Genomic DNA, 21440 nt, shown 5'->3' with positions numbered 1-21440 from the left:
TTTATTGCCCGGCATCATTCGGGCTTATGGAGCTTCATCCTGAGCGGGATAGGGGTTAGCGTCCTATGCTATCTGCTCCACAACAATAATTATGAGTGGCTATGAGCGCTTACGCATTTTCCGCTGGCGTGGCACTTCCCATCTGCGCCAAGACCACATTGCCCAGAGTGCCGCCTGGACACGTTATTCGTTCACCGCTACAGCAACGGCTGTTGGCTGAAAACTGTCGCCTGCGCCTTTTGGTTGCTCCTGCAGGCTTTGGTAAGTCGGTTTTGCTGGCTGACTGCATGCGTATGTGTCCAGCCGACTGCACCGTGGTTTGGCTTAATTGCGCCGGTGCGCAATGGACCAGCAGTGATCTATGTCAGCAACTGTCCAGCGCACTGGGTTATGCAAATCAATTCTCAGATGATCAGCTATTGCGGGCTATCGGCGCCGAGACTCGCAAACTGTGGATCATTCTTAACGATTACGCGCGAGAGCCCAATGAGTTGCTGGATAACTACCTTGATCGCCTGATTGGGAGTGCCGCTGACTCAGTTAGTTGGTGGGTAGGCAGCCGTCGGCGACCGCAATGTAATCTCCCGCGGTTATTGCTTGAGGGCGAACTGTTTGAGCTGGGAAGCAACGAACTGGCATTCAGTTACGATGAGCTGTGTGAGTGGCTGAGCAGTGTCGATGCAGCTCACGTACAGCACGCCGAGCAATTATTTGAGCTTTGTGCTGGTTGGCCGGCGGCCATGCGCTTATTGCATCTGGCCGCGAGCAATTCGCGTTCCGAAAGTCCGCATGAGTTCAACGGTTCAAACGGTGTATTGCTCGATTATATCGAGCATGAGGTATTGGCGGGGCTTGGGCCGGAGCTGCGCGAAGCGTTGCTGCAACTGGCGCATTTACCACGCTTCAACGCCGAGTTGTGTGAGCATGTCATGGGCGTTGGTGAAGGGGCTAATTGGCTGCAAGCACTGCGTGCCCGTGGCCTGTTTATCCAGCCGATCGATGATCAAAATGATTGGTTTCAGTTGTTTGCGCCGCTGGCTGCGCAGTTGCGGCATTGTTCGGCCCATCTGCCCATAACGGCTACTCATTTGCATGCCAGCCAATGGTTCGCTGCCAATGGTGATATTCCGTCAGCAGTTGAGCACGCGTTAAAGGCAGGCCAGCCTGAAGTTGCGGCGAGTTTTCTCGAGCGTTTCACTGAGGAGAATCTGCTCCAGGGGAAAGACATTGGGCTGATACTGCGCTGGCGTGCAGATTTGCCCGAAGACCTGTTGATGAGTACTCCACGGCTGGTGGTTTTGAATGCCTGGATATTGTTGCTGGCGGGACGGTTGGACGAGGCAAGCTATTGCGCTGCGGCACTGGCACGATTTCAGCCGCGCCCAGAATCTACACGGACTTGTGAGCTTTTCGCCCAGTGGCAGGCTTTAAAAGGCTTTGAAGCCAGCTTGCGAGTGCGCAGTGAACAGGCAATTGAGCATCTGCAGCAGGCACTTCAATACCTGCCTGAAAGCGCATGGGCGCAAGCGCTTATTTGTCGCTCGGTACTGACTCAGATAGCGATTGGTGAAGGCCATCTCGATGAGGCGCAGCGGCTGAGCTACGAGGCGCTTAAGGTTGCTCGCAGCCATGACAGTGCAGTGTTTGAGGCGCTACTTGAGCTTGATCACGCGTTATTGCTTGAAGTGCGCGGCGAGTTTGTACGTGCGCAGGCGCTGTTAGGGCGGGTGCGTGATCAGTATCAGCATCAAGCTGTGCGCAAAACACCGGTCTGGGGGCGTATTCACCTGCGACTCGGGCGTTTGGCCATGCGTCAGGGCCAGCTTGAGCATGCACGGTGCATGTTGCGCACGGCCTTGAGCGAAGCGCTTGATTACGGAGATCCCGGGGCTTTCTACAGCTATTTGGCACTGGCTGAGCTGGCTGCATCCGAGAATGACATTCCCGGAGCCTTTGCCTTGCTTGCCGAAGCTGAGCGTTTGATGCAACGCCAGCGTGTCGCCGATACCCTGTATCGAGGCGTATTGCTCTTGGCGAGCAGTCAGATGTGGATATGGCAAGGCCATCATGAGCGTGCGCGTGAGGCGCTTACCCGTGTGCTTGAGTATCACCAGCGCGAGCAAGCGATGTTGCCACCGCAATATTATCCGGAGCTTATTGTGCGGCTGCGCTATTCACTACTGAACATTGATCTTGGTCAGGGCGTGGATGTGCGTGAGCCCTTGCAGCACATGCTTAAAGAGGTGATTGAGCAGGGGCGTTTAGTTGTAGCTTGCGAGCTTTGGGCATTACTGGCCCGAGCTTGTGAAAGGGTGAACGACGACGCTGGAGCAGCACATGCTCGTGCGCAATTGCATGAGCTGGCAACGCGGTTGAACTACCAGTGCTTGTGGTCTCAGCGCAGCGTGGATCTAACCGTCGCAGAGAGTACCAGCAACCCCACGGAAACCTTATTAAGTTGCCGCGAGTTGGCGGTACTGGGACTGATTGCACAGGGTTGTTCCAATCAGGAAGTGGCTGACAAACTATTTATCTCGCTGCACACGGTTAAAACCCATGCCCGGCGCATTAACGGCAAGCTCGGAGTTGCACGACGCACTCAAGCGGTTGCCAGCGCCAAAGCCCAAGGCTTGTTATAGCAAGGTGTCAATGCAACGGTTGGGCATGGCCCAGTTTGCGCAGGCGCTGACTAAGCGCCAACTGCTCAGTGTTACTGTCGCTGAGCATTAAGGCACGTTCGACATCAAAGCGCTCGGCCTGTGGGCAATCCAACTGTTGGTAGATATCAGCGCGAGCCAGGTGGTCGGCCGCCGTGGGCGGGCAAAGCTGGAGCACCCGCTCGGCATCTTTGAGTGCCGCCAAGTAATCATCATCCTGCACATGCAAGTGGCGCAGGTTGCGCGACATCCGCTGGATAATGCTGTACGGGTCGCAGACCGCGAGATCGCTCGCCTGCAGCTCTCTGTTGCCGAAGTAGCGTAGCAGCATGGCGCGACAATCCTGAGTATACAAACGTCGACCACTGCAAGGGTCGAGCATGTGATCGGCGCCCGATACGCGGACTAGAAAGTGCCCCGGAAAACTCACGCCTTGCAGTGGGATATTCAGGCGCTGGGCGAGTTCCAGCGCGATTACCGCCAGTGATAGAGGCTGGCCACGGCGTCGGCGCATCACTAAATGCAGCAATGCTGCCTGAGGGCGAAGCGGGGCGCTGTCATCCTCGTGAAAATCAAGATCATTCAAACAGCGCAGCAGCGGCATTGCTAATTCTGCCACTGGCAGTTCCGGCAAGCGCGTTCTGACCTGATGTAGCAGTTCGTTGAACTCGGCGAGTACATGAGCAGGCTGCAGGCTAGGGTCGTGCTCAGCCGCAAGCCATAGCGCCGCTTCGAGCAATGCAGGCGGGCTTTGTGCAAGACAGGCAAAGCAGCTTTGGCGCGGGGTCATGGTCATACCTCTTATAGCTATTTGTAACTGTCTTGTTTCGGCACGTCTAGTTCTGAGGCGTTAAATGCTGTGGTCTTTTGTTTGGTTTATTAATCTGTTTGGGGGCCGTGCTTTGCTAACTGCTTATGCAAACAGAGTAGGCCGTTGCGCTGGCTTATGCTGAGGCTGTCAGTTGCAGTATTCGTTGATAGCTATACTTGCATCAGTTCGTATTAGGGGTTGTGATCGTTTTACCGCAAAGCTGCTCTTGATAAGGCGGGAGCAAACCCTAGGGAGCCATAACATGTTTGAAATCATGGACGCCGCCCGGCTTGAGACGTTGCATGTCGCACAGGATCCGCAGACAGGTCTTAAAGCAATTATTGCGATACATAACACCCAGCTTGGCCCCGCTTTGGGTGGCTGCCGGTTTTTACCTTATGCAAATGCCCAGTTGGCTTTGCATGATGCGGTACGCCTTGCCCAAGGCATGAGTTACAAAGCTGCACTGGCCGGTATAAAGCAGGGCGGTGGTAAAGCTGTGATCATACGGCCTGCCCATGTAAATGACCGCGCCGCGTTATTTGAGGCATTTGGGCGTTTTATCGAGACCCTCAACGGCCGCTACATCACCGCGATGGACAGCGGTACCTCCAGCCTGGATATGGATTGCATTGCTCAGGCTACACAACATGTCACCAGTACCACTCATGCGGGTGATCCATCGCCACATACCGCACTTGGAGTGTTTGCTGGGATCCGCGCCACAGCTTATGCGCGTCTCGGATCTGATGATTTGGAAGGCCTGCGTGTAGCCATTCAGGGTTTGGGTAATGTTGGCTTCGCACTTGCTGAGCAACTGCATGCTGCAGGGGCAGAATTATTAGTCAGCGATCTGGACTTGGGGAAAGTCGAGCTGGCGATTGAGCAACTTGGCGCGCACCCAGTGGCTAATAGCGAGATACTCAGCGTTCCCTGTGACATTCTGGCTCCGTGTGGCGTGGGCAGTGTGTTTGATGCGCAGGCAGTGGCAAGGCTTCGCTGTTCTGCGGTTGCTGGCGCAGCTAACAACCAACTAGCCAGCCCTGAGATATCTGATGCGCTGCAAGCACGTGGCATTCTCTATGCCCCAGATTATGTGATTAATGCGGGTGGTTTGATTTACGTAGCTCTCAATCACCAAGGTGAAAGTTTGCCTTCGATCACCGCGCATTTAGCCAAAATAGCGACGCGGTTGACTGAGATATTTGCCCACGCCCAAGCGGATAAACGGCCGCCAGCGCGGGTGGCTGACGCGTTGGCAGAGCGCTTGTTATATCCCTGACAGGCTAAAAGTTGCGGGCTGTGCGAGTTGCTGCAGCGTTTTATTCTGATTCATCAGAGAGTTATTAACTTAAATAAAAATGGCCCGATTAAACGGGCCATTTTTGTGTTTGCTGGGCAGGCTCAATAACCGAGCAATCTGGGGAGGGTAAGACTGATCGCCGGGACGCAGGCAATGATAAAGGTCGCAATGGTCAGTATCGCGACGAATGGCAAGGCGCGCCTGGATATGTCCTCAATCGCGGTGCCGGATATGCCCGAGGCAATAAACAGGTTTTCACCCATGGGCGGCGTCATGAAGCCAATGCTCAGGCAACAGATCAGCACGATACCGAAGTGCACTGGGTCAATTCCCAATGTGTAAGTTATCGGCAAGATCACCGGGGTCAAAATCATGATCGCGGCCAGGGTTTCCATGAACATGCCGACAAACAGCAAGAAGCCAATAATCAATATCCAGATCAGGTAGATATTGTCTGTCAGGCTCAGCATCGAGTCGGCCACCACTGCTGGAATCTGATTTTCTACCAGCAACCGGCCAAATACCGTGGCTGTGAATAGAATGACCAGCACCCGGCCGGTGATCCATGTGGTTGTCTCAAGCGATTTGAAAATCTCTTTGTAATGCAGCTCCTTGTGGATAAACAGGCCGACGAACAATGTATAGAAGATCGCCACAATCGCTGATTCTGTTGGGGTGAACAGCCCCGTATAAATGCCGCCGAGAATCACAAATGGCGCCAGCATCGACCAGAATCCTTCACGCATGGCCTTGCGTATCTTGCTTGCTGACCAACCTTCGCCACTGCCGGTATAGCCCAGCTTTTTGCAGCGGAAGTAATTCATGATCAACAGGCCACCAGCCAGCATCAGGCCAGGAACGACGCCAGCGATGAATAGTTTTGGGATCGACACAGTGCCGAATGCACCATATTTCTCAATAGCCGCAGGTGGCGGCAGCATTCCCATGGCTGAAATACCGAAGATGACCATTGGAATCGACGGCGGAATGATGATGCCCAGGCCGCCGGATGAGGCCGTCACCGCCGAGGCATAACCCTTGGCATAGCCGCGTTTGACCATCGCCGGAATCATCAACATGCCGACAGCCGCTGTTGTGGCCGGGCCCGAGCCAGAGATGGCGCCAAAGAACAGGCAAGCCAGTACCGCAGCGGCCGAGATACCACCTGTGATTGGCCCAGCAAAACTTTCTGCCAGTGCTACCAGGCGCCTGGATATCCCCGCGGCCTCCATTAATGCGCCGGCCAGAATAAATGCGGGCAGTGCCATTAATGGAAACGAACCCACCGAGGTAAAGGCGATCTGGACAAACTTGATCGGGTTTTCGCCAAGGTAGGTGAAAGATGCCAGGGCTGAAACCGCCAGTGCGATGCTGATCGGGGTGCCGATCAACAGTAGCAGAATGAATGAGCCAAACAGAATATAGACAATAGTGGTGTCAACCATGAGCCCGCTCCAGGTGGGTTGCTTTGCGGGTGCTCGGGTTTTGCTCAGGTGTCTGGGCTTGGGCGTCGTGGATAATCTTGTCCAGTTCCTGAGTTTCCGGGTCACGAACATCAATACCTTTGACCAGCTTGTAATAGTTGACCTGAATTATGCGCAGGGTCATCAAGCTGAAGGCGATTGGCAAAATCAGATAGAGGTACTTCATCGGCACGCCCAGAGTTTGTGATTTCCAGAAGACATTGGCCTTCATGAAGAACATCACGCTGAGGTAGACGAAGTAGCAGTTGAAGCAGATCCAGATAAAGTCCGAGAGAGCCTCAAGCGCAACGGCCACCTTGCGCGGCATCAGCTTGAACTGAAAAGTCACACGGTTATGGGCGGCGAGCTTGGCGGCGTAACTGGCACCAAAGAAGGCGAACCAGACAAACATGTAGGTCACCAACTCTTCTGTCCAGGAGAGAGAGTGATTGAACAGGTTACGGCTGAGAATCTGGGCAAACAGGATAATTACAAACAGCGCCAAGAGTACCCGGCAGATGTAATTCTCAAGGTTGTCGATAATTTTGAACAAGCGGCTGGCAGATTTCATTAGTGCCTTCCTGAACGCGAGGCCCAAGAACTCAGGCTTCGCGCTCTACAGCGTGAGCGGTTAGCCATCGGTATGTCGGAGACTCACCGATGGCGATGACAAAGGAGGAAACTTGGGTTGTTGGACTGAGCCAACAGGCAGCGGGCTTAGATGGCGTCGCGGCCCAATGCTTTGAGCACCACATTGACCTGATCTTTGCCGCCGAGTTGCTCGTAATACTTCGGCCATACTTTCGACACAGCCAGGTCAATCCACTCTTTCTCACCATTGGCCGGGTCGCTGATTTCCATGCCTTTTGTGACCAGCTCTTGTTTGATCCTGTCTTCCTGCTCAACCAGCCACTTGGCACTGTGCAGCGTGGCAGCCTTGCCAGCGTCGAGGATGATTTGCTGCATCTCTGGGCTTTGTTCCTGAAACATCGACTCACTGACAATCAATGGCTCGATGGAGAACAGATAGCGCAGGTTGGTGACGTATTTCTGCACCTCATCAAACTTCATGGCATTGACGGTCAAGTACGGGTTGTCCTGGCCATCGACCACCTTCAGTTGCAAGCCAGTAAAGGTTTCTGACCAGGCCATTGGCGTCGGGTTGATGCCCCAGGCGCGGTAGGTGTCGATCATGATTTCGTTCTTGGGTACGCGAATCTGCAGGCCAGCGAGATCTTCTACGGTTTTGACCGGTTTTTTCGAGTTGGTCAGTACCCGAAAACCTGAGTATGCCCAGCCGATAATGCGCACACCGGCATCGCGCACGGTATTGTCGATCAGTGTTTTGCCGATATCGCTTTGGGTCAGGGCTACAGCATCATCGAGGCTTTGAATCATGTAAGGCATCGTCAGGATGCCAACCGAGGGTGAGAATGGCGTGACGTTGTTGATGGCCAGAATCGAGAAGTCCAGCGTGCCCATCGCGGCATTGCTGACGGTGTCTTCCTCGCTGCCTAGCTGGCCATTGAGAAATAGTTTGGCGTCATCCTTGCCATCGGTTCTGGTTTTCAGTTCCTGCGCAAACTTGAGGCCCAACTCGTGCTGGGTGCCGCCAGCGCCATCGCCTACTGCAACACGGAAGGTTTTCGCCTGAGTCAGACTGCTGCCCAAGGCTGTTGCCAACAGGCACAGGGCGAGAACGAGCGGTCGGGTGAACTCTTTGTTGGTTGTCATAACTGCGTACTCCGTTCTAGTTGTTTTGATTACGAAAGTGCAGGTCGAGCAGCCTTCACAAATGCTGCGTGAGCCAAGCTCGAGCAAAGCTTAACGGGTGAGCACGGTGCAAAGCGTGCTGCAAGTGCGGCTGATTGTTGCCCGTCAATTACATTTGACCGGATCAATAATCCGCCTGTGTTGGGAGGCTGTTTAGGGCCACATTTGGAGCCTGTCTGGGGCCAGTTTTTTATGCCCAAATGAGGGGCGAAAAAACGCGTTAAATCAGGTATTTGCACCAAAAAACGGCCATGCTCAAAGACCCGTTATAGCGCGACGCAGGGAGCCAGATTACAGCTAAACGGCACGCTCAGTTGGACTTGTGCAATAGCTGTAGAATTTCATCGAAAACCCGGTTGTCAAAACTATTCGATAGGTCTAGTTCGAGGCTGTTGCGGTAGTAGTTACTCAGGTCCAGACCGACACCCAAGGCATACAATTCAACCGCGGATTGCTGTTCAATCTGCCGGGCTACTTGTTTTAAGTGCAGGTCGAGAATGTCGCTGGAGTTGGTTTGATGAGTGGCGCCGTCCATTGGGCAGCCATCGCTGATGATGATCAGGATGCGTCGCGTGGCCAGACGCTTGAGCAGTCTGCGCTGGGCCCAGAGCAAGGCTTCACCGTCTACGCTTTCGCGAAATAGGTCTGACTTGAGCAGTGCGGCGATACCTGGCCGTGCTTTACGCCAAGTGGTGTCGGCGTTTTTGTAAATGCGATGTTCCAATTCATTCAAGCGCCCAGGGTTTGCGAGTTGCCCCGCTGCACGCCAACGTTTCAGTGGACGGCCACCATTCCACTGTCCAGTCGTAAAACCGAGTATTTCAGTCTGCGCGCCTGCCAGCTCCAACGCTCGGCACAGGGTATCTGCGAGCAAGGCGATGGCGTCGATGTGGTTGCGCATTGAGCCGGAGTTATCAATCAGCAGGCTGATTGCGCAATCGCATTGCGGGCGCATGCGCTCATTGCGGAAAATCTCCTGCTGCTCTGGGCTGATAATCAGACGGCTGAGTCTGCCTGCATCGATTTGCCCCTCTTCTTGAGCAAAAGCCCAGCCATCGCGCTGGGGATGAGCGAGCAATGCGCTGAGGCGCTTGACCAGACGCGGCAGGTTGAGGCCTTGAGTCGCCATGCGTTGATCCATACGCTGGCGTAATTGTTTAAGTAGATCTGCGCGAACCAGACTGGCAGCAGGTACTTCGCGGTCATAGTCGCGGCTAAACACCTGATAGCTGAATGCGTCACAGCTGTCGCGTGAGTTGCCTTGTGCAGTAGCGCTAGCGCTGTCTGCACCCTCTTCATCGGCGTCACTGTCGAGCAGCAGAGCAAAGGCCAGATGGGTCTTCTCAGCAACTTCCGATACTTTACGCTCATCGTTATTGAGCAGTTGTGCGTCAAGTTGTTCAAGCAACTCAACAATCTTGTTGGCAATGAACAGCGCGTGCTCGCTGTACGCCGATTGATCATGACGGCAGCGGCGCAGTAAACCAAAGTGCGGGCCAAAATGGCCGAGCAGGCTCAGCCTTGGGGCCTCGATCAGCATCTCCGTCTGCTCGTTGGCCTGTCCGCCACATAACAGAAACCAACTCATCTGCGAGAGGGTATAGAGCATAAGGCCAACATGGCCCTCGGTCTGACCTGAATCGAGAAATTGCTGGCTCCATTGGCTGAAGCGCAACATCAGGTTACGCCGCACACCTGGATAACTGTCACTGACCAGCGATTCAACCCGTAACTGCTCAAGTAATTCAAAAACCAAACGGGCAATCGGCTGAGCGGGCAGGTGCGTTTGCAGTATTATTCGGTCGCTGTGCTTGAGGCGCAGAGCCAGGCTGTCGGCGACGCCTCGGTATGCCGAAAAGTCATCCTGCTCCGGGTCTGGGTGCAGGTGCGGTGCACGAACCGGGATATGCCGACCGTTTACCTCAAGTCGAGCTCCGCGATAACGCACGCGGCGCTCCCCCGAAAGAGCGCGCAAAGTCGCCGCGCATAACTCTTCGAGTTGTTGCTGGTGCTTCTCACGCCGAGGCGGCTGCTTCATCTCAGCGCTCAAGCCAGTGCCAAATGCGGCAGGGCGGATTCTTTAAGCTCATGATCGAAGCAGCGCTGGTAATACTCGGCAACGACACTGCGTTCTGTTTCATCGCACTTGTTGAGGAAAGACAAGCGAAACGCCAACGCTGGGTCACCGAAGATTTCCGTATTTTCAGCCCACGAAATTACGCAGCGCGGCGACATAAGTGTTGAAAGATCGCCGCAGGCAAAGCCTTCCCGGGTCAAACCAGCAACGGCAACCATTGACGCAAGCAGGCTTGAGTCATAAAGCCCCAGTAACTGTGGAACCCGGGCCGCAACAATTGCTTGTTCTTCTTCGGGGGGCAAGTAGTTGAGGCTGGCGACGATATTCCAGCGATCGAGCTGTGCCTGATTGAGCACTTGTGCGCCGTTGTATAGGCCATTGAGGTTGCCCAAGCCAACGGTGTTGGATGTGGCAAACAGACGGAACTGTGGATGTGGCGTGATCAGTCGATTTTGATCGAGCAGGTTGAGTTTGCCGTCGCGTTCAAGGATTCGCTGAATAACGAACATCACGTCAGGGCGTCCGGCATCGTATTCATCGAAAATCAGCGCCGCAGGACGGCGCAGCGTCCACGGTAATATGCCTTCCTGAAATTCGGTGACCTGTTTGCCCTCACGCAGCACGATTGCGTCTTTGCCAATCAGGTCGAGGCGACTGATGTGACCATCCAGGTTGACCCGCACACAGGGCCAGTTGAGTCGTGCGGCGATCTGCTCAATGTGGGTGGATTTCCCCGTGCCGTGCAAGCCTTGCAGCATCACACGACGGTTGCGGGTGAAACCGGCAAGCACCGCTTGGGTTACTTCTGGGTTAAAGCGGTAAGCGCTATCGATCTCTGGTACTTGATCATCCTGCTTGAGCAACACTGGGACGCGCATGTTGCTGTCGATACCAAATAGTTCGCGGGCTGACACCAGGCGGCTGGCAGATTCAAGAGTCAGGTCAGTCATGCGTGGTGCCTCGATAACAGGAGAATTACCTGATTCTAGGGGCGCGGAAGTTGCAGCGAAGGGGCCAGTTCGCGATGGGTTATGCGGCCAATGTTTGACCAACAAACTTGCCAGATAAGGTATAGGCCAATCATGACGCGGGCATTGGTCGCTATTACCTGGAGCCAATACTGGCTATGAACTGGCTCTATTGTCCGAGGCCGAACCCGCTAAGGATGGGGCCAAGCGGGTGCAATGGCTTTTACCCGACGACTCTAAAGAGGTTTATCCGATGTCCACAGATACTCTGACGCTGCCAATCAACAGCCAACTGCTCGACCTGTTTAAGCGCTATGAGGCGCATACCCAGGTCACTCCAGAGCAGTACATCGAGGCGCTACTCAGCAAAACGCAGCCGACATTGCAGGCGGTGGTTGAGGCTTTGGATGAGTCGGGTGGCGACTCAGATGCGTTGGCTCAGCTCTTTGCCAGCAAAATGGCGCAGATGGCTAAAGCTGAGCCAGTCCAGGCTTGAAGTAGCTTCAGGCCAAGTATTCGATTTTCTGGCGAATCTCAGCGAGCTTGCCTTCCATAACATTCTCCAGGTGTTGCAAGTCTTGCAGCACTTCTTCTTTCGGCGACAGCTGCGGCACTTCGACGGCCGTAAGCTGTTTGAGCTCAGCCAGTGCGCTGCGCAACACCGGGCTGCTTGCAGCTAATTCAGCGAAGGCTTGACTGTGTCGACTCTGGCCAGGAATGGCCCGGCGTGGATGAGCGAAGGTGAACTTCTGGCTGTGCGAGCGCAGAGAGTTGGCTGGGCGATGGAAGTAGATTTTCAATACATCGCGGTCGCGTTCGTGACGCAAACTAAAGCGCTTGATCATTCCAGCAGCGTCAATGCCCATCTCTTTCAGGGTCGGATAGTCGTTCATGGCAGTTGCTCTCAAGTTGTCTGTAAGGTTCGGCTCCATATAAAGCGCACAGCAAACAATCCAACTGGCTTATTCAGCAGTTGAACGGTTTTGGCGCATTGTTATTGTTTTCAGCGATTCCCGGGCAGCAGGCTTGGCGCAAGGTGCAGAGTAACGTCGGGAAGGGAGGCCACTCTCGTTGGGAGAGTTGTATACAGTTTAGTTGGCGGCTGCTGTTAGCCAAGAGCCAGGATTGCAGCGTTAATGGTGCCAGTGTGCAGATTTGTCAGGCGCTGGGGAGTTGAATCTTGCGCGCTGCGCACAATCAGTTACCACAAATCAAAGCCCCGCAAACGGTAAGCCGGATGCGGGGCAGACAGCAATGGTTCTACGTTAGCCCTTTAGCGGCTGGTTGCGGGCTCTGCTGCCATCACAGGCTCAGTCGATGCCTGTTTCTTGCGGTTGCCAATCCACCACGCGGAGTAAGCACTTACCGCTCCGGCGAACAGTACATACAGGCATGTCGTCCAGGGTTGTCCGTCGCTGCTGCGCATCAGCGCGGTGGCGATCATCGGGGTCAAGCCACTGGCGAAGATCCCGGAGAATTGATAGACGAACGAGATTCCGGTGTAGCGCACCTTGGCGTCAAACAGCTCACAGAACAGAGCCGCTTCTGGCCCGTAAACCGCTGCGTAGAAAATGCCCAGTGGCACCACAATGGCCAACCAGATGATGAACATATTGCCGTCGCTGGTCATCATCAACCAAAACGCTGGAAAGGCTGAAATCGCGGTGATCAGTGAGCCCCAGAAATAGACTCGCGTGCGGCCGATTCGGTCGGACAATGCGCCAAACATGGGGATGCTAAAACACATCACGACGGCGGCTACCATGACTCCAATCAACGCCTCAGAGCGTGGTAGGTTTAGCGTTTGCGTGAGGTAACTGAGCGAGAACACCCCGAATACGTTGAAGAATACGCCGTCGATATAGCGTGCGCCCATGCCAGCCAGCACGTTTTTCGGGTAGCGCTTCATCATGTCGACAAATGGAATGGCCGCTTCGGCGTTTGCAGCCTTGACCTTGGCGAACTCCGGGCTCTCCATGACATTGAGACGAATCCAGGTGCCGACAAATACCAGGCCTGCGCTAAGCAAGAAGGCAATTCTCCAGCCCCATTCAAGGAATTGCGTTTCCGTCAGGAAATACGACAGCAGCCCGACGACACCCGAGGCCAGGCACAGGCCGATGGCCAGGCCAATTTGCGGCAAACTGGCGTAGAAGCCGCGTTTGTTCTTGGGGGCATATTCAAAGGCCATCAACACTGCACCGCCCCATTCGCCACCCAGGCCGATGCCCTGGAAGATGCGCAACAGCAGCAAGGTGAGCGGTGCCCAAATGCCAATGCTGTCGTAGGTGGGTACCAGACCGATCAGAAAGGTGGCTACGCCCATGATCATCATGGTCATGACCAGCATGCTTTTCCGACCGATCTTGTCACCGAAGTGACCGAAAATCACGCCGCCAATTGGCCGGCTCAAAAAGCCAACAGCAAAGGTGCCGTAGGCCAGCATGGTTGAAATAAGCGGATCATCGCTGGGGAAGTACAGATGGTTGAACACGATGCCGGCAACGACGCCGTAGAGAAAGAAGTCGTACCACTCAATGGTGGCGCCGATGACACTTGCGATTACGACTTTGCGCACGGGATTGGGCGTGGACATGTCAGTATTCCTATGTGTTTGGCTGGGCAATAAAGCCTGCTTGCGGTGACCTGACGCAGCGCTAGCTTCACTGCTGTAGGTTGCTCAGAGCGCGGGGGAAAGCGCTTCCGAGGGCTGCGTTGCAAGAACATTGGGTTCAACAAGCGTGGGCTTGACGGCATCTTCGAGAATCATCGTCGAGGCTTTCTCGGCGATCATCACCACCGGCACATTGGTGTTACCGGAAACCAGGGTCGGCATGATCGAGCAATCGACCACCCGCAAGCCCTTGATGCCATGAACACGCAAACGTGAGTCAACCACTGCTAAGGAGTCTGAACCCATTTTGCAAGTGCCTGACGGGTGAAAGATGGTGGCGCCGTACTGGCGACAGAACTGCAGAATCTGTTCGTCACTCTGTTGCTCGACACCCGGCAGGTGCTCACGCTTGATCAGGTCTTTGAGTGGCCCTGTTGCCGCCAGCTTGCGTGTGTAGCGCACACCGGCAATTGCTGTTTGCCGGTCCAGCTCCGTGGACAGGTAATTGGGCTGCATTGAAGGTGGCTGGTTCGGGTCGTTGGAGACGATCCGCACGTAACCACGGCTCTCTGGCCTTAACTGGCAAACCGACATGGTGAACCCCGAAAACGGGTGCACCTTGCCGCCTGCGGAATCGGCGCTGAGCGTGCCAAAATGGTACTGGATGTCGGGCGTTTTACTTTGTTCGAGCACCTTGGTGAATAAGCCGCCCTGATTGATACCAATGGCCAGCGGCCCGCTGCGAGTTAGCAGCCATTGCAAGCCCATGCGCAATTTGCGCCAAGGCGAGCGCAGCTCATCGTTGGTGGTGATGGGCCGGGTGCATTGGTAGATCATGCGGATCTGCAAATGATCCTGCAGGTTTTCACCGACCCCAGGCAACTCGTGAACCAAGGGGATCGAAAACTTCTTCAGCAACTCGCCTGGACCCACGCCTGAAAGCTGCAACAACTGCGGCGACTGCAACGCACCAGCGCTGAGTATCACTTCGCGCTTGGCGTTGAGGGTTTGCAACTGTCCGTCTTTCTCGAACACCACACCTGTTGCTCGCTTACCGTCGAATACTATTCTCTGCGCCTTGGCCAGCGAGATGATCGTCAGGTTGCTGCGCTTTCGCGCTGGGTGCAGATAGGCTACGGCGGTGCTGCAACGCAGGCCGTTGCGGGTAGTCAGTTGGTAATAACCGACACCTTCTTGATCGCCTGTATTAAAGTCATTAGTGCGCGGTACGCCCAGCTCTTTGGCGGCTTCAATGAAACCTTCGGTGAGAGGATGACGCGCCTTGATGCTTGAGGCAGATAACGGTCCTTCGGTGCCATGAGTTGCCCCTGGGCCGAGGTCGTTGTTTTCAGCGCGGCGGAAGTAGGGCAGTACATCCTTCCAGCTCCAGCCTTCGTTACCGGATTCGGCCCATGCATCGTAATCAGCCTGCTGGCCGCGAATGTAGATGAGTCCGTTGATTGAGCTGCAACCGCCCCATACTCGCCCGCGTGGCCAGTAAATGCGGCGGTTGTTCATGCCCGGGTCTGGGTCGGTGTAGAAGCCCCAGTTATAGACAGGGTGGAACATGGTCTTGGCGTAGCCAATGGGAATGTGGATCCACGGATAGCGATCCGGTGGGCCCGCTTCCAGCAAGCAGACGCTGTAGCGCCCGTTCTCGCTGAGCCGGTTCGCTAGCACGCAGCCAGCAGAGCCAGCACCCACTACGACGAAGTCATAGGTGAGCGACATTCGAAATCCTCTTTGTTTTTATTAGTGTGAAACCGAACTTCAAAATTAAATTAGAACAAAATGGTTCATTATTGTTGGGCCAGAAATATGTTTCGGTTGAGTCCAATGCCTTGATTTGACTGGTCTATGGCGTAATTTGTTTTATAATCATGTAGTTAATTTAGGGATGAAATTTTCAGATGGTTAATAAATTGGAACAAAACGTATCGAAATCAAATGTTCTCTTGGCCGATATTGATCCAGCTGCAAATCCAGACCGGAGCTTGCGAGCATTGTTACTGCTGGAAACCATTGCCTTGGCTGACGCGCCCATGTCATTGGCGCAGTTAAGTCACCGTCTGGCCACGCCCAAAGCTACTTTGCTGCGCATGGTTCAAGCATTGGAGCGGTTGGGTTTTCTATTGCGTGAGGTGGATGAAAAGACCTACTTGCTCGGCCCGCGCTCGACGCAGATGGGCCTGCGCTTGTTGCGTAATGATGTGGTCATGCAGCGTCATCGGCTGATCCTGGAATCGCTGGTCAGAACCTTGGGCGAGACCTGCAACCTCACGGCGCTGGACGGAACCCAGGTGATCTATATAGATCGGGTTGAAACTCAGGAGCCGTTGCGTCTGCATGTTGAGCCCGGCACGCATGTGCCCTTGCATTGCACGGCGAGCGGTAAGTTGTTTCTGGCTGAAATGCCAGTCGATGCGCGCCAACAGCTACTGCAGCGCTTGCCGTTAACTGCGCAAACCCCGCGTACCATCACGGATATGGGTTTATTGCAGGCGGAACTTGAGCGTATTAACAGCCGAGGCGTGGGTATCGACAGCGAGGAGTTTGTCGCGGGGATGGTGGCGGTGGCAGTACCGATCCGTGACCGCGATGGTCGCTGTGTGGCTGCCCTGGCGTGTCATGCGCCAACTGCACGCAAGAGCCTGAATGACTTGATTGAAGGCATCGTGCACATGCAGATGGCCGCCGAGCAGTTGGCGGTCATGTTCAACACCGACGCCTAAATACTGTTTAGCACAAGGCCAGTGGGGGTTAGCAAAAGGCCTGCGGGTTAAATAAACAACCCGCTCAACGGGGAAGAGGCATTGCCGTCCAGCCGGCGCGGCATGCGGCCAGCTCGATAAGCCTCGCGTCCGGCGCAAACCGCTTGGCGCATGGCTGAAGCCATACGGATCGGTTCTCGTGCGTGAGCAATAGCGGTATTCATCAACACCCCGTCGCAGCCTAGCTCCATGGCAATCGCAGCATCTGAGGCGGTACCGACACCGGCATCGACAATCACTGGTACCTTGGCGTTTTCGACGATCAGGCGAATGTTATATGGGTTGCGAATGCCCAGGCCCGAGCCGATAGGCGCACCCAGTGGCATGACTGCCACGCAACCGAGTTCCTCTAACCGTCGGGCTATCAGCGGGTCATCACTGGTGTAAACCATCACTTTGAAACCCAGCTCAACCAGTTGCCGTGCAGCCGCCAGCGTTTCAGTAATGTCGGGGTAGAGTGTCTGGCTATCGCCGAGCACTTCTAGCTTGACCAGATCATGTCCGTCGAGCAGTTCACGCGCCAGCAGGCAGGTGCGCACTGCATCCTTGGCGGTGTAACAACCGGCGGTATTGGGTAGCAAGGTGAACCGCTCCGGAGCAATTGTATCGAGCAGATTGGGCTCTTGTGCATTCTGGCCGATGTTGCTGCGGCGCACGGCAAAAGTGACGATCTGCGCGGAGCTTGCGGTCACCGCTGCGTGAGTCTCTGCGAGGTCAGCATAATGGCCAGTGCCGACCAGTAAGCGCGATTTGAATGGTTGCCCGGCGATGATTAGTGGATCATCCAATGGCATAGCAAGCGTCATATCAACTCCCAAACACAGTAATAAATAGCGCCTGATCAGCCGCCACCGATGGCATGCACGATTTCCAGGCGATCCCCGCTTTGCAGGTGCAGCTGCGAAAACTGACTGCGTGGAATCACCTGCATGTTGAGCTCAATCGCTAAGCGCCTGTTTTCCAGACCTCGGCGCGCAAGCAACTCGCTTAGGTTCAAGTCGGTAGGCAGTTGCTGGGTCTCACCGTTAATCGTGACTTCAATCATTAGAGCTCCAAAGCGGATAAATAAGCTCGGGGTAGCCGTATGTTTGCCCTGTTCTACATGCGCCTGAAGAGCCAATGGGGCCAGCCATATTGGTCCAGTCTGTACGGTGGAAGTGCCCTGTAGTCGGGCTGGCACCTCAGTTGGGTAATAACTGGTTCTATCTGCGCTGACGCCATGCTCTTAGTTTCGTCATCAGAGGCTGACTCAGGTCTTTGCTCACCACAGCCTATTGTTGGATGACTGCGGCGCCTGCATCTCCAGGCCGACCGCTCACAATTACAAAGTTCCACGCAGGAGGTTGGCATGAACAACATGACGAACGAATTTGATGCAGCTGAAGTGCTTGCCAGTGACCGCAGTCACGTCTGGCATCACCTCACCCAGCACAAGCCACTGGAACAGAATGATCCGATGGTGATTGTCGAAGGCAAAGGCATGCGCGTTTGGGACATCAAGGGCAACGAATACCTGGATGCAGTGTCCGGTGGTGTATGGACAGTTAACGTCGGGTATGGCCGTGAAAGCATTGCCGATGCGGTGCGAGATCAGTTGGTCAAGCTCAACTACTTTGCCGGTACTGCCGGTAGTGTTCCCGGCGCTCTGTTCGCCAAAAAACTGATCGAGAAAATGCCCGGCCTAAGCCGTGTCTATTATTCCAACTCCGGCTCTGAGGCTAACGAAAAGGCCTATAAAATCGTTCGTCAGATTGCCCACAAGAAATACGGTGGCAAGAAGCACAAGATTCTCTTCCGCGAGCGTGATTATCACGGCACCACCATTACCGCCCTGAGCTCTACCGGCCAGTTTGAGCGTAAAAACCAATATGGTCCGTTCACTCCGGGGTTTGTGGAGTTTGCTCACTGCTGCGAATACCGTTCGCAATTTGGTGATGTGGCGGACTACGGCGTGCGTGCCGCGCTGGAGATGGAGAAAGTCATTCTGGCAGAGGGACCAGATACCGTCGGCGCGGTAGTCCTTGAACCGATCACGGCAGGTGGCGGGGTGATTACGCCACCCGTTGGTTACTGGGAAACCATTCAGGCGATCTGCAAAAAGTACGACATTCTTCTGCACATTGACGAGGTTGTTTGTGGTCTTGGCCGCACAGGCAAATGGTTTGGTTATCAGCATTACGGCATCCAGCCCGATATCGTGACTATGGCCAAGGGGGTTGCCAGTGGTTACGCCGCAATCTCTTGCACCGTGACCACTGAAGCAGTCTTTGATGCGTTCAAGGACGATGCTCAGGATCGCATGGGTTATTTCCGCGATATCAGCACCTTCGGTGGCTGCACCGCGGGGCCCGCAGCGGCTCTGGCCAATATGCAGATTATCGAAGATGAAGGTCTGCTCGAAAACGTCACGCAAATGGGCGAGTACTTCATGGCTCGCCTGCGTGAGCTGCAAGACAAGTACCCGTTGATCGGTGATGTACGCGGCAAGGGTTTGTTCTGCGGCTTGGAGCTGGTCAAAGACCGTGAGACCAAAGAACCGGTTGCTGAAAGCGTTGCCATGGCCATCGCTGCGGACTGCATGCGTCAAGGGGTGATTATTGGCCGCACCAACCGCAGCTTTGAGCAGTTCAATAACACCCTGTGTTTCAGCCCTGCGTTGATCGCAACTCAGGCAGATCTGGATCAGATTATTAACGCACTGGATAACGCGTTTGGGCGAGTTGCCTAAGCGTCAAACTGGCGGGTATCAAGCCGATCTGATCTGCTGTTGCAGGTCGGATCGGCTTTGGCGTTTTGTCCAAAAAACTATTTCAAGCTCTACTTGGCGCATTGGTTTTCATGGGGTTCCTGGCCGGATAGTCTTGGATGACTGTTGGTGCTAGTCTGCCCCGCAGTCATCGCACTTTGGTGCTGGGCAAAGTGGAGTTGCTGGGTCGCAAGTGGATTCCAGCATGTGCAGTTACTACAACTGAGGCCGCGATATGTTTCATCTTTTTCATTTGTCCGCTGATAAGCCAACTGGCTTGCAACAGCAGTTACGTGAACAGATTGCTCAGGTCATTCTCAACGGCAATATCCCCCTCGACAGCCCACTGCCGTCCAGTCGAAAACTCGCTAAACAACTGAATATTGCGCGTAATACGGTCGTACTGGCGTACGAGCATTTGCTCGATGACGGTTATCTTGTCGCTCGCGAGCGCAGCGGTTATTACGTTAACCCGGATATTCTTGCGCGCAAGGTCGAGCCCGCTAAAGCGCCAGTTGATTCGTCGTTCGATCATACCCCGGACTGGTCAAGCCGGTTGGTGGTCAAGCCGACCGAGCAACGCAATATGAGCAAGCCACGTGACTGGCAGAAATATCAGTACCCGTTTATTTACGGCCAGTTCGATCCAGTGTTATTTCCTACGGCGAACTGGCGAGAATGCTGTCGCGACGCGGTGAGTATTCCAGCGATTCGCGACTGGGCTTCTGATCGCTTTGATAATGATGATCCGTTGTTGATGGAGCAAATTCGCACGCGCTTGTTGCCACGTCGTGGTGTCTGGGCATCGCCCGACCAGATACTGGTGACGGTTGGCGCTCAGCATGGGCTGTATATGCTTGCCCGTTTATTATTGCGTCCCGATAGCCTGATGGGGATCGAAGATCCGGGTTATATGGACATCCGCAATATCGCCATGCTCAATCCTTCGCGGGTGCAACCGCTGGCGGTTGATGCGCAAGGGTTGGTACTCAGTGATCAACTCAATGCCTGCGACTTGGTCTACACCACACCGAGCCATCAGTGTCCGACCACTGTGACCATGCCGCTGGAAAGGCGCTATGAATTGCTGCGTCGCGCGAATGAGCACAATTTCCTGATTATTGAAGACGACTACGAAAGCGAAACCAACTTCAAGGCCAACCCGATTCCCGCGCTCAAGAGCCTGGATAAAAACGATCGGGTGCTCTACGTCGGCAGTCTTTCAAAAACCCTCGCGCCAGGTTTGCGTGTAGGTTATCTGGTCGGCCCTGAACCACTGATTCGCGAGGCGCGAGCCTTACGCCGCTTGATGGTGCGTCATCCTGCGGCGAACAATCAGCGCTCGGTTGCGCTGTTTCTTGAGCGCGGTTATCACGATGCTCTGATCATGAGTTTGATGCGTGCCTATCAGGATCGTCATCAGCAAATGGGTGATGCCTTGCGCGAATTTCTTCCTGACTCATCGCGTGAGCCGAGTTTTGGCGGGTCTTGTTATTGGGTCAAAGGTCCAGATGGGCTGGATGCTCGCGAACTGCATAAACAGGCCGCAAAACACGGCATTCTGATTGAACCGGGTGATATTCATTTTTACGGAGATAAACCGCCGTTGAATTATTTCCGCCTAGGCTATTCGTCGATCGCCGCAGAGCGCATTCGCCCCGGTATCAAGCTACTGGCTGAGTTGATTGAGCAGCTCAGCGAAGGCCCACCGGAAAAACTGCTTCACTAGTCGTGGCAGGGTGTCGGCGGTATCGGGCGCTATTGATTGTTCTCCATGGCGCTTTTGTTCGCCCACGTTTCCAATGGCACGCTAAGCGCCACTAACTACTTTCGAGGTACCAGACACCGCTGCTCCAAGGTGCGGTGTGTAGTCCTGCGCGCGCAGAAAACGCTGGATTAGCACTGGCGCAACAACTGGCCCGCAACTGGTTCTATCGGGTTGATCTCTCACGCTCCTACTCTAGGTCCAGCCAAGCCGAACATGCATTTGCAACGCAATGCAGGGTTTAGCAGGGCTGGCAGTGCTTCATCACAAGAATAAGAGGAGAGATCAACATGAATAATCGAATTTCGAATGTGATCAATCATCCACAACAGCATCTTTTAATGGTGCCAGTTGCGACTCTCGTGATGCAGCGCCTGAACATTAAAGCAGGGCAGATCAGCTGTTCTGAAGGTGCCGAGTTTCTCGGCTATTCCTGTGCGCCGATGCCGCTGTGCGGCTAAGCCCCGATTAACCGGCGGCTCGGCCGTCGTA

General features: G+C 54.7%; 17 protein-coding genes and 2 pseudogenes. 8 read left to right on the top strand and 11 right to left on the bottom strand.

Annotated features, from left to right (window positions below):
- Positions 1-101: 101 nt before the first annotated feature.
- Positions 102-2357, top strand: a pseudogene (locus ACN0UH_RS01110) (helix-turn-helix transcriptional regulator); the annotation flags it as partial.
- 93 nt (positions 2358-2450) lie between these two features.
- Positions 2451-2639, top strand: a pseudogene (locus ACN0UH_RS01105) (response regulator transcription factor); the annotation flags it as partial.
- A gap of 7 nt (positions 2640-2646) precedes the next feature.
- Here the strand turns inward: ACN0UH_RS01105 and ACN0UH_RS01100 are convergent.
- A complete protein-coding gene (locus ACN0UH_RS01100) occupies positions 2647-3447 on the bottom strand; it encodes a SirB1 family protein (RefSeq protein ID WP_417660322.1) in 801 nt (266 codons plus the stop codon).
- Between the two features lie 283 nt (positions 3448-3730).
- On the opposite strand from ACN0UH_RS01100, the gene ACN0UH_RS01095 reads away from it, so the two are divergent.
- Positions 3731-4750: a Leu/Phe/Val dehydrogenase gene (locus tag ACN0UH_RS01095; protein WP_417660321.1), complete on the top strand. Its 1020-nt coding sequence runs from the start codon at positions 3731-3733 to the stop codon at positions 4748-4750.
- A 122-nt stretch (positions 4751-4872) separates the two neighbouring features.
- On the opposite strand, the gene ACN0UH_RS01090 is transcribed toward ACN0UH_RS01095, so the two are convergent.
- The 5 genes from ACN0UH_RS01090 to ACN0UH_RS01070 all read right to left on the bottom strand — a co-directional run bounded on the left by ACN0UH_RS01090 (position 4873) and on the right by ACN0UH_RS01070 (position 11034).
- Positions 4873-6216, bottom strand: a complete 1344-nt coding sequence (locus ACN0UH_RS01090) for a TRAP transporter large permease (protein WP_417660320.1) — start codon at positions 6214-6216, stop codon at positions 4873-4875.
- Positions 6209-6805 (bottom strand): TRAP transporter small permease, encoded by a 597-nt coding sequence (locus ACN0UH_RS01085; RefSeq protein WP_417660319.1) that lies wholly within the window; start codon positions 6803-6805, stop codon positions 6209-6211. The genes ACN0UH_RS01090 and ACN0UH_RS01085 overlap by 8 nt, the downstream gene beginning before the upstream one ends.
- Before the next feature lie 146 nt (positions 6806-6951).
- Positions 6952-7968 carry a TRAP transporter substrate-binding protein gene (locus ACN0UH_RS01080; RefSeq protein ID WP_417660318.1) on the bottom strand — a complete coding sequence of 339 codons (1017 nt, stop codon included), beginning with the start codon at positions 7966-7968 and terminating at the stop codon, positions 6952-6954.
- 349 nt (positions 7969-8317) lie between these two features.
- Positions 8318-10045 carry a cobaltochelatase CobT-related protein gene (locus tag ACN0UH_RS01075; RefSeq protein WP_417660317.1) on the bottom strand — a complete coding sequence of 576 codons (1728 nt, stop codon included), beginning with the start codon at positions 10043-10045 and terminating at the stop codon, positions 8318-8320.
- A gap of 8 nt (positions 10046-10053) precedes the next feature.
- Positions 10054-11034, bottom strand: a complete 981-nt coding sequence (locus ACN0UH_RS01070) for an AAA family ATPase (protein ID WP_417660316.1) — start codon at positions 11032-11034, stop codon at positions 10054-10056.
- A 271-nt stretch (positions 11035-11305) separates the two neighbouring features.
- On the opposite strand from ACN0UH_RS01070, the gene ACN0UH_RS01065 reads away from it, so the two are divergent.
- Positions 11306-11548: a hypothetical protein gene (locus ACN0UH_RS01065; protein ID WP_417660315.1), complete on the top strand. Its 243-nt coding sequence runs from the start codon at positions 11306-11308 to the stop codon at positions 11546-11548.
- A 7-nt stretch (positions 11549-11555) separates the two neighbouring features.
- On the opposite strand, the gene ACN0UH_RS01060 is transcribed toward ACN0UH_RS01065, so the two are convergent.
- From ACN0UH_RS01060 to ACN0UH_RS01050, 3 genes are all read right to left on the bottom strand, one after another.
- A complete protein-coding gene (locus ACN0UH_RS01060) occupies positions 11556-11945 on the bottom strand; it encodes a DUF3461 family protein (RefSeq protein ID WP_417660314.1) in 390 nt (129 codons plus the stop codon).
- 380 nt (positions 11946-12325) lie between these two features.
- Positions 12326-13648: an MFS transporter gene (locus ACN0UH_RS01055; protein WP_417660313.1), complete on the bottom strand. Its 1323-nt coding sequence runs from the start codon at positions 13646-13648 to the stop codon at positions 12326-12328.
- An 84-nt stretch (positions 13649-13732) separates the two neighbouring features.
- A complete protein-coding gene (locus ACN0UH_RS01050) occupies positions 13733-15397 on the bottom strand; it encodes a GMC family oxidoreductase (protein WP_417660312.1) in 1665 nt (554 codons plus the stop codon).
- Positions 15398-15576: 179 nt separating this feature from the next.
- Here ACN0UH_RS01050 and ACN0UH_RS01045 point away from each other — a divergent pair, with 179 nt between their 5' ends.
- On the top strand, positions 15577-16398 hold the full coding sequence (locus ACN0UH_RS01045) for an IclR family transcriptional regulator (protein ID WP_417660311.1): 822 nt from the start codon (positions 15577-15579) through the stop codon (positions 16396-16398).
- A 47-nt stretch (positions 16399-16445) separates the two neighbouring features.
- Here the strand turns inward: ACN0UH_RS01045 and ACN0UH_RS01040 are convergent, their stop codons facing one another.
- Together ACN0UH_RS01040 and thiS are read right to left on the bottom strand one after the other, a co-directional pair.
- Positions 16446-17243: a thiazole synthase gene (locus tag ACN0UH_RS01040; RefSeq protein ID WP_417660310.1), complete on the bottom strand. Its 798-nt coding sequence runs from the start codon at positions 17241-17243 to the stop codon at positions 16446-16448.
- 35 nt (positions 17244-17278) lie between these two features.
- On the bottom strand, positions 17279-17482 hold the full coding sequence (gene thiS, locus ACN0UH_RS01035) for a sulfur carrier protein ThiS (RefSeq protein ID WP_417660309.1): 204 nt from the start codon (positions 17480-17482) through the stop codon (positions 17279-17281).
- Positions 17483-17785: 303 nt separating this feature from the next.
- Between thiS and ACN0UH_RS01030 the strand changes: the two genes are divergently transcribed.
- The 3 genes from ACN0UH_RS01030 (at position 17786) to ACN0UH_RS01020 (ending at position 21409) form a co-directional block, all read left to right on the top strand.
- On the top strand, positions 17786-19165 hold the full coding sequence (locus ACN0UH_RS01030) for an aspartate aminotransferase family protein (RefSeq protein ID WP_417660308.1): 1380 nt from the start codon (positions 17786-17788) through the stop codon (positions 19163-19165).
- Positions 19166-19418: 253 nt separating this feature from the next.
- Entirely contained in the window at positions 19419-20912 is a 1494-nt protein-coding gene (locus ACN0UH_RS01025; protein ID WP_417660307.1) for a PLP-dependent aminotransferase family protein, read from the top strand.
- A gap of 326 nt (positions 20913-21238) precedes the next feature.
- Positions 21239-21409, top strand: coding sequence for a hypothetical protein (locus ACN0UH_RS01020; protein WP_417660306.1), 171 nt, complete (start codon positions 21239-21241; stop codon positions 21407-21409).
- The last annotated feature ends 31 nt before the right edge of the window (positions 21410-21440 follow it).

The organism is Pseudomonas sp. (assembly GCF_048265905.1).
Classification (GTDB): Bacteria; Pseudomonadota; Gammaproteobacteria; order Pseudomonadales; family Pseudomonadaceae; genus Aquipseudomonas.
The sequence above is the reverse complement of the archived record's forward strand: the minus strand, read 5'-3'. Positions and strand labels throughout refer to the sequence as shown.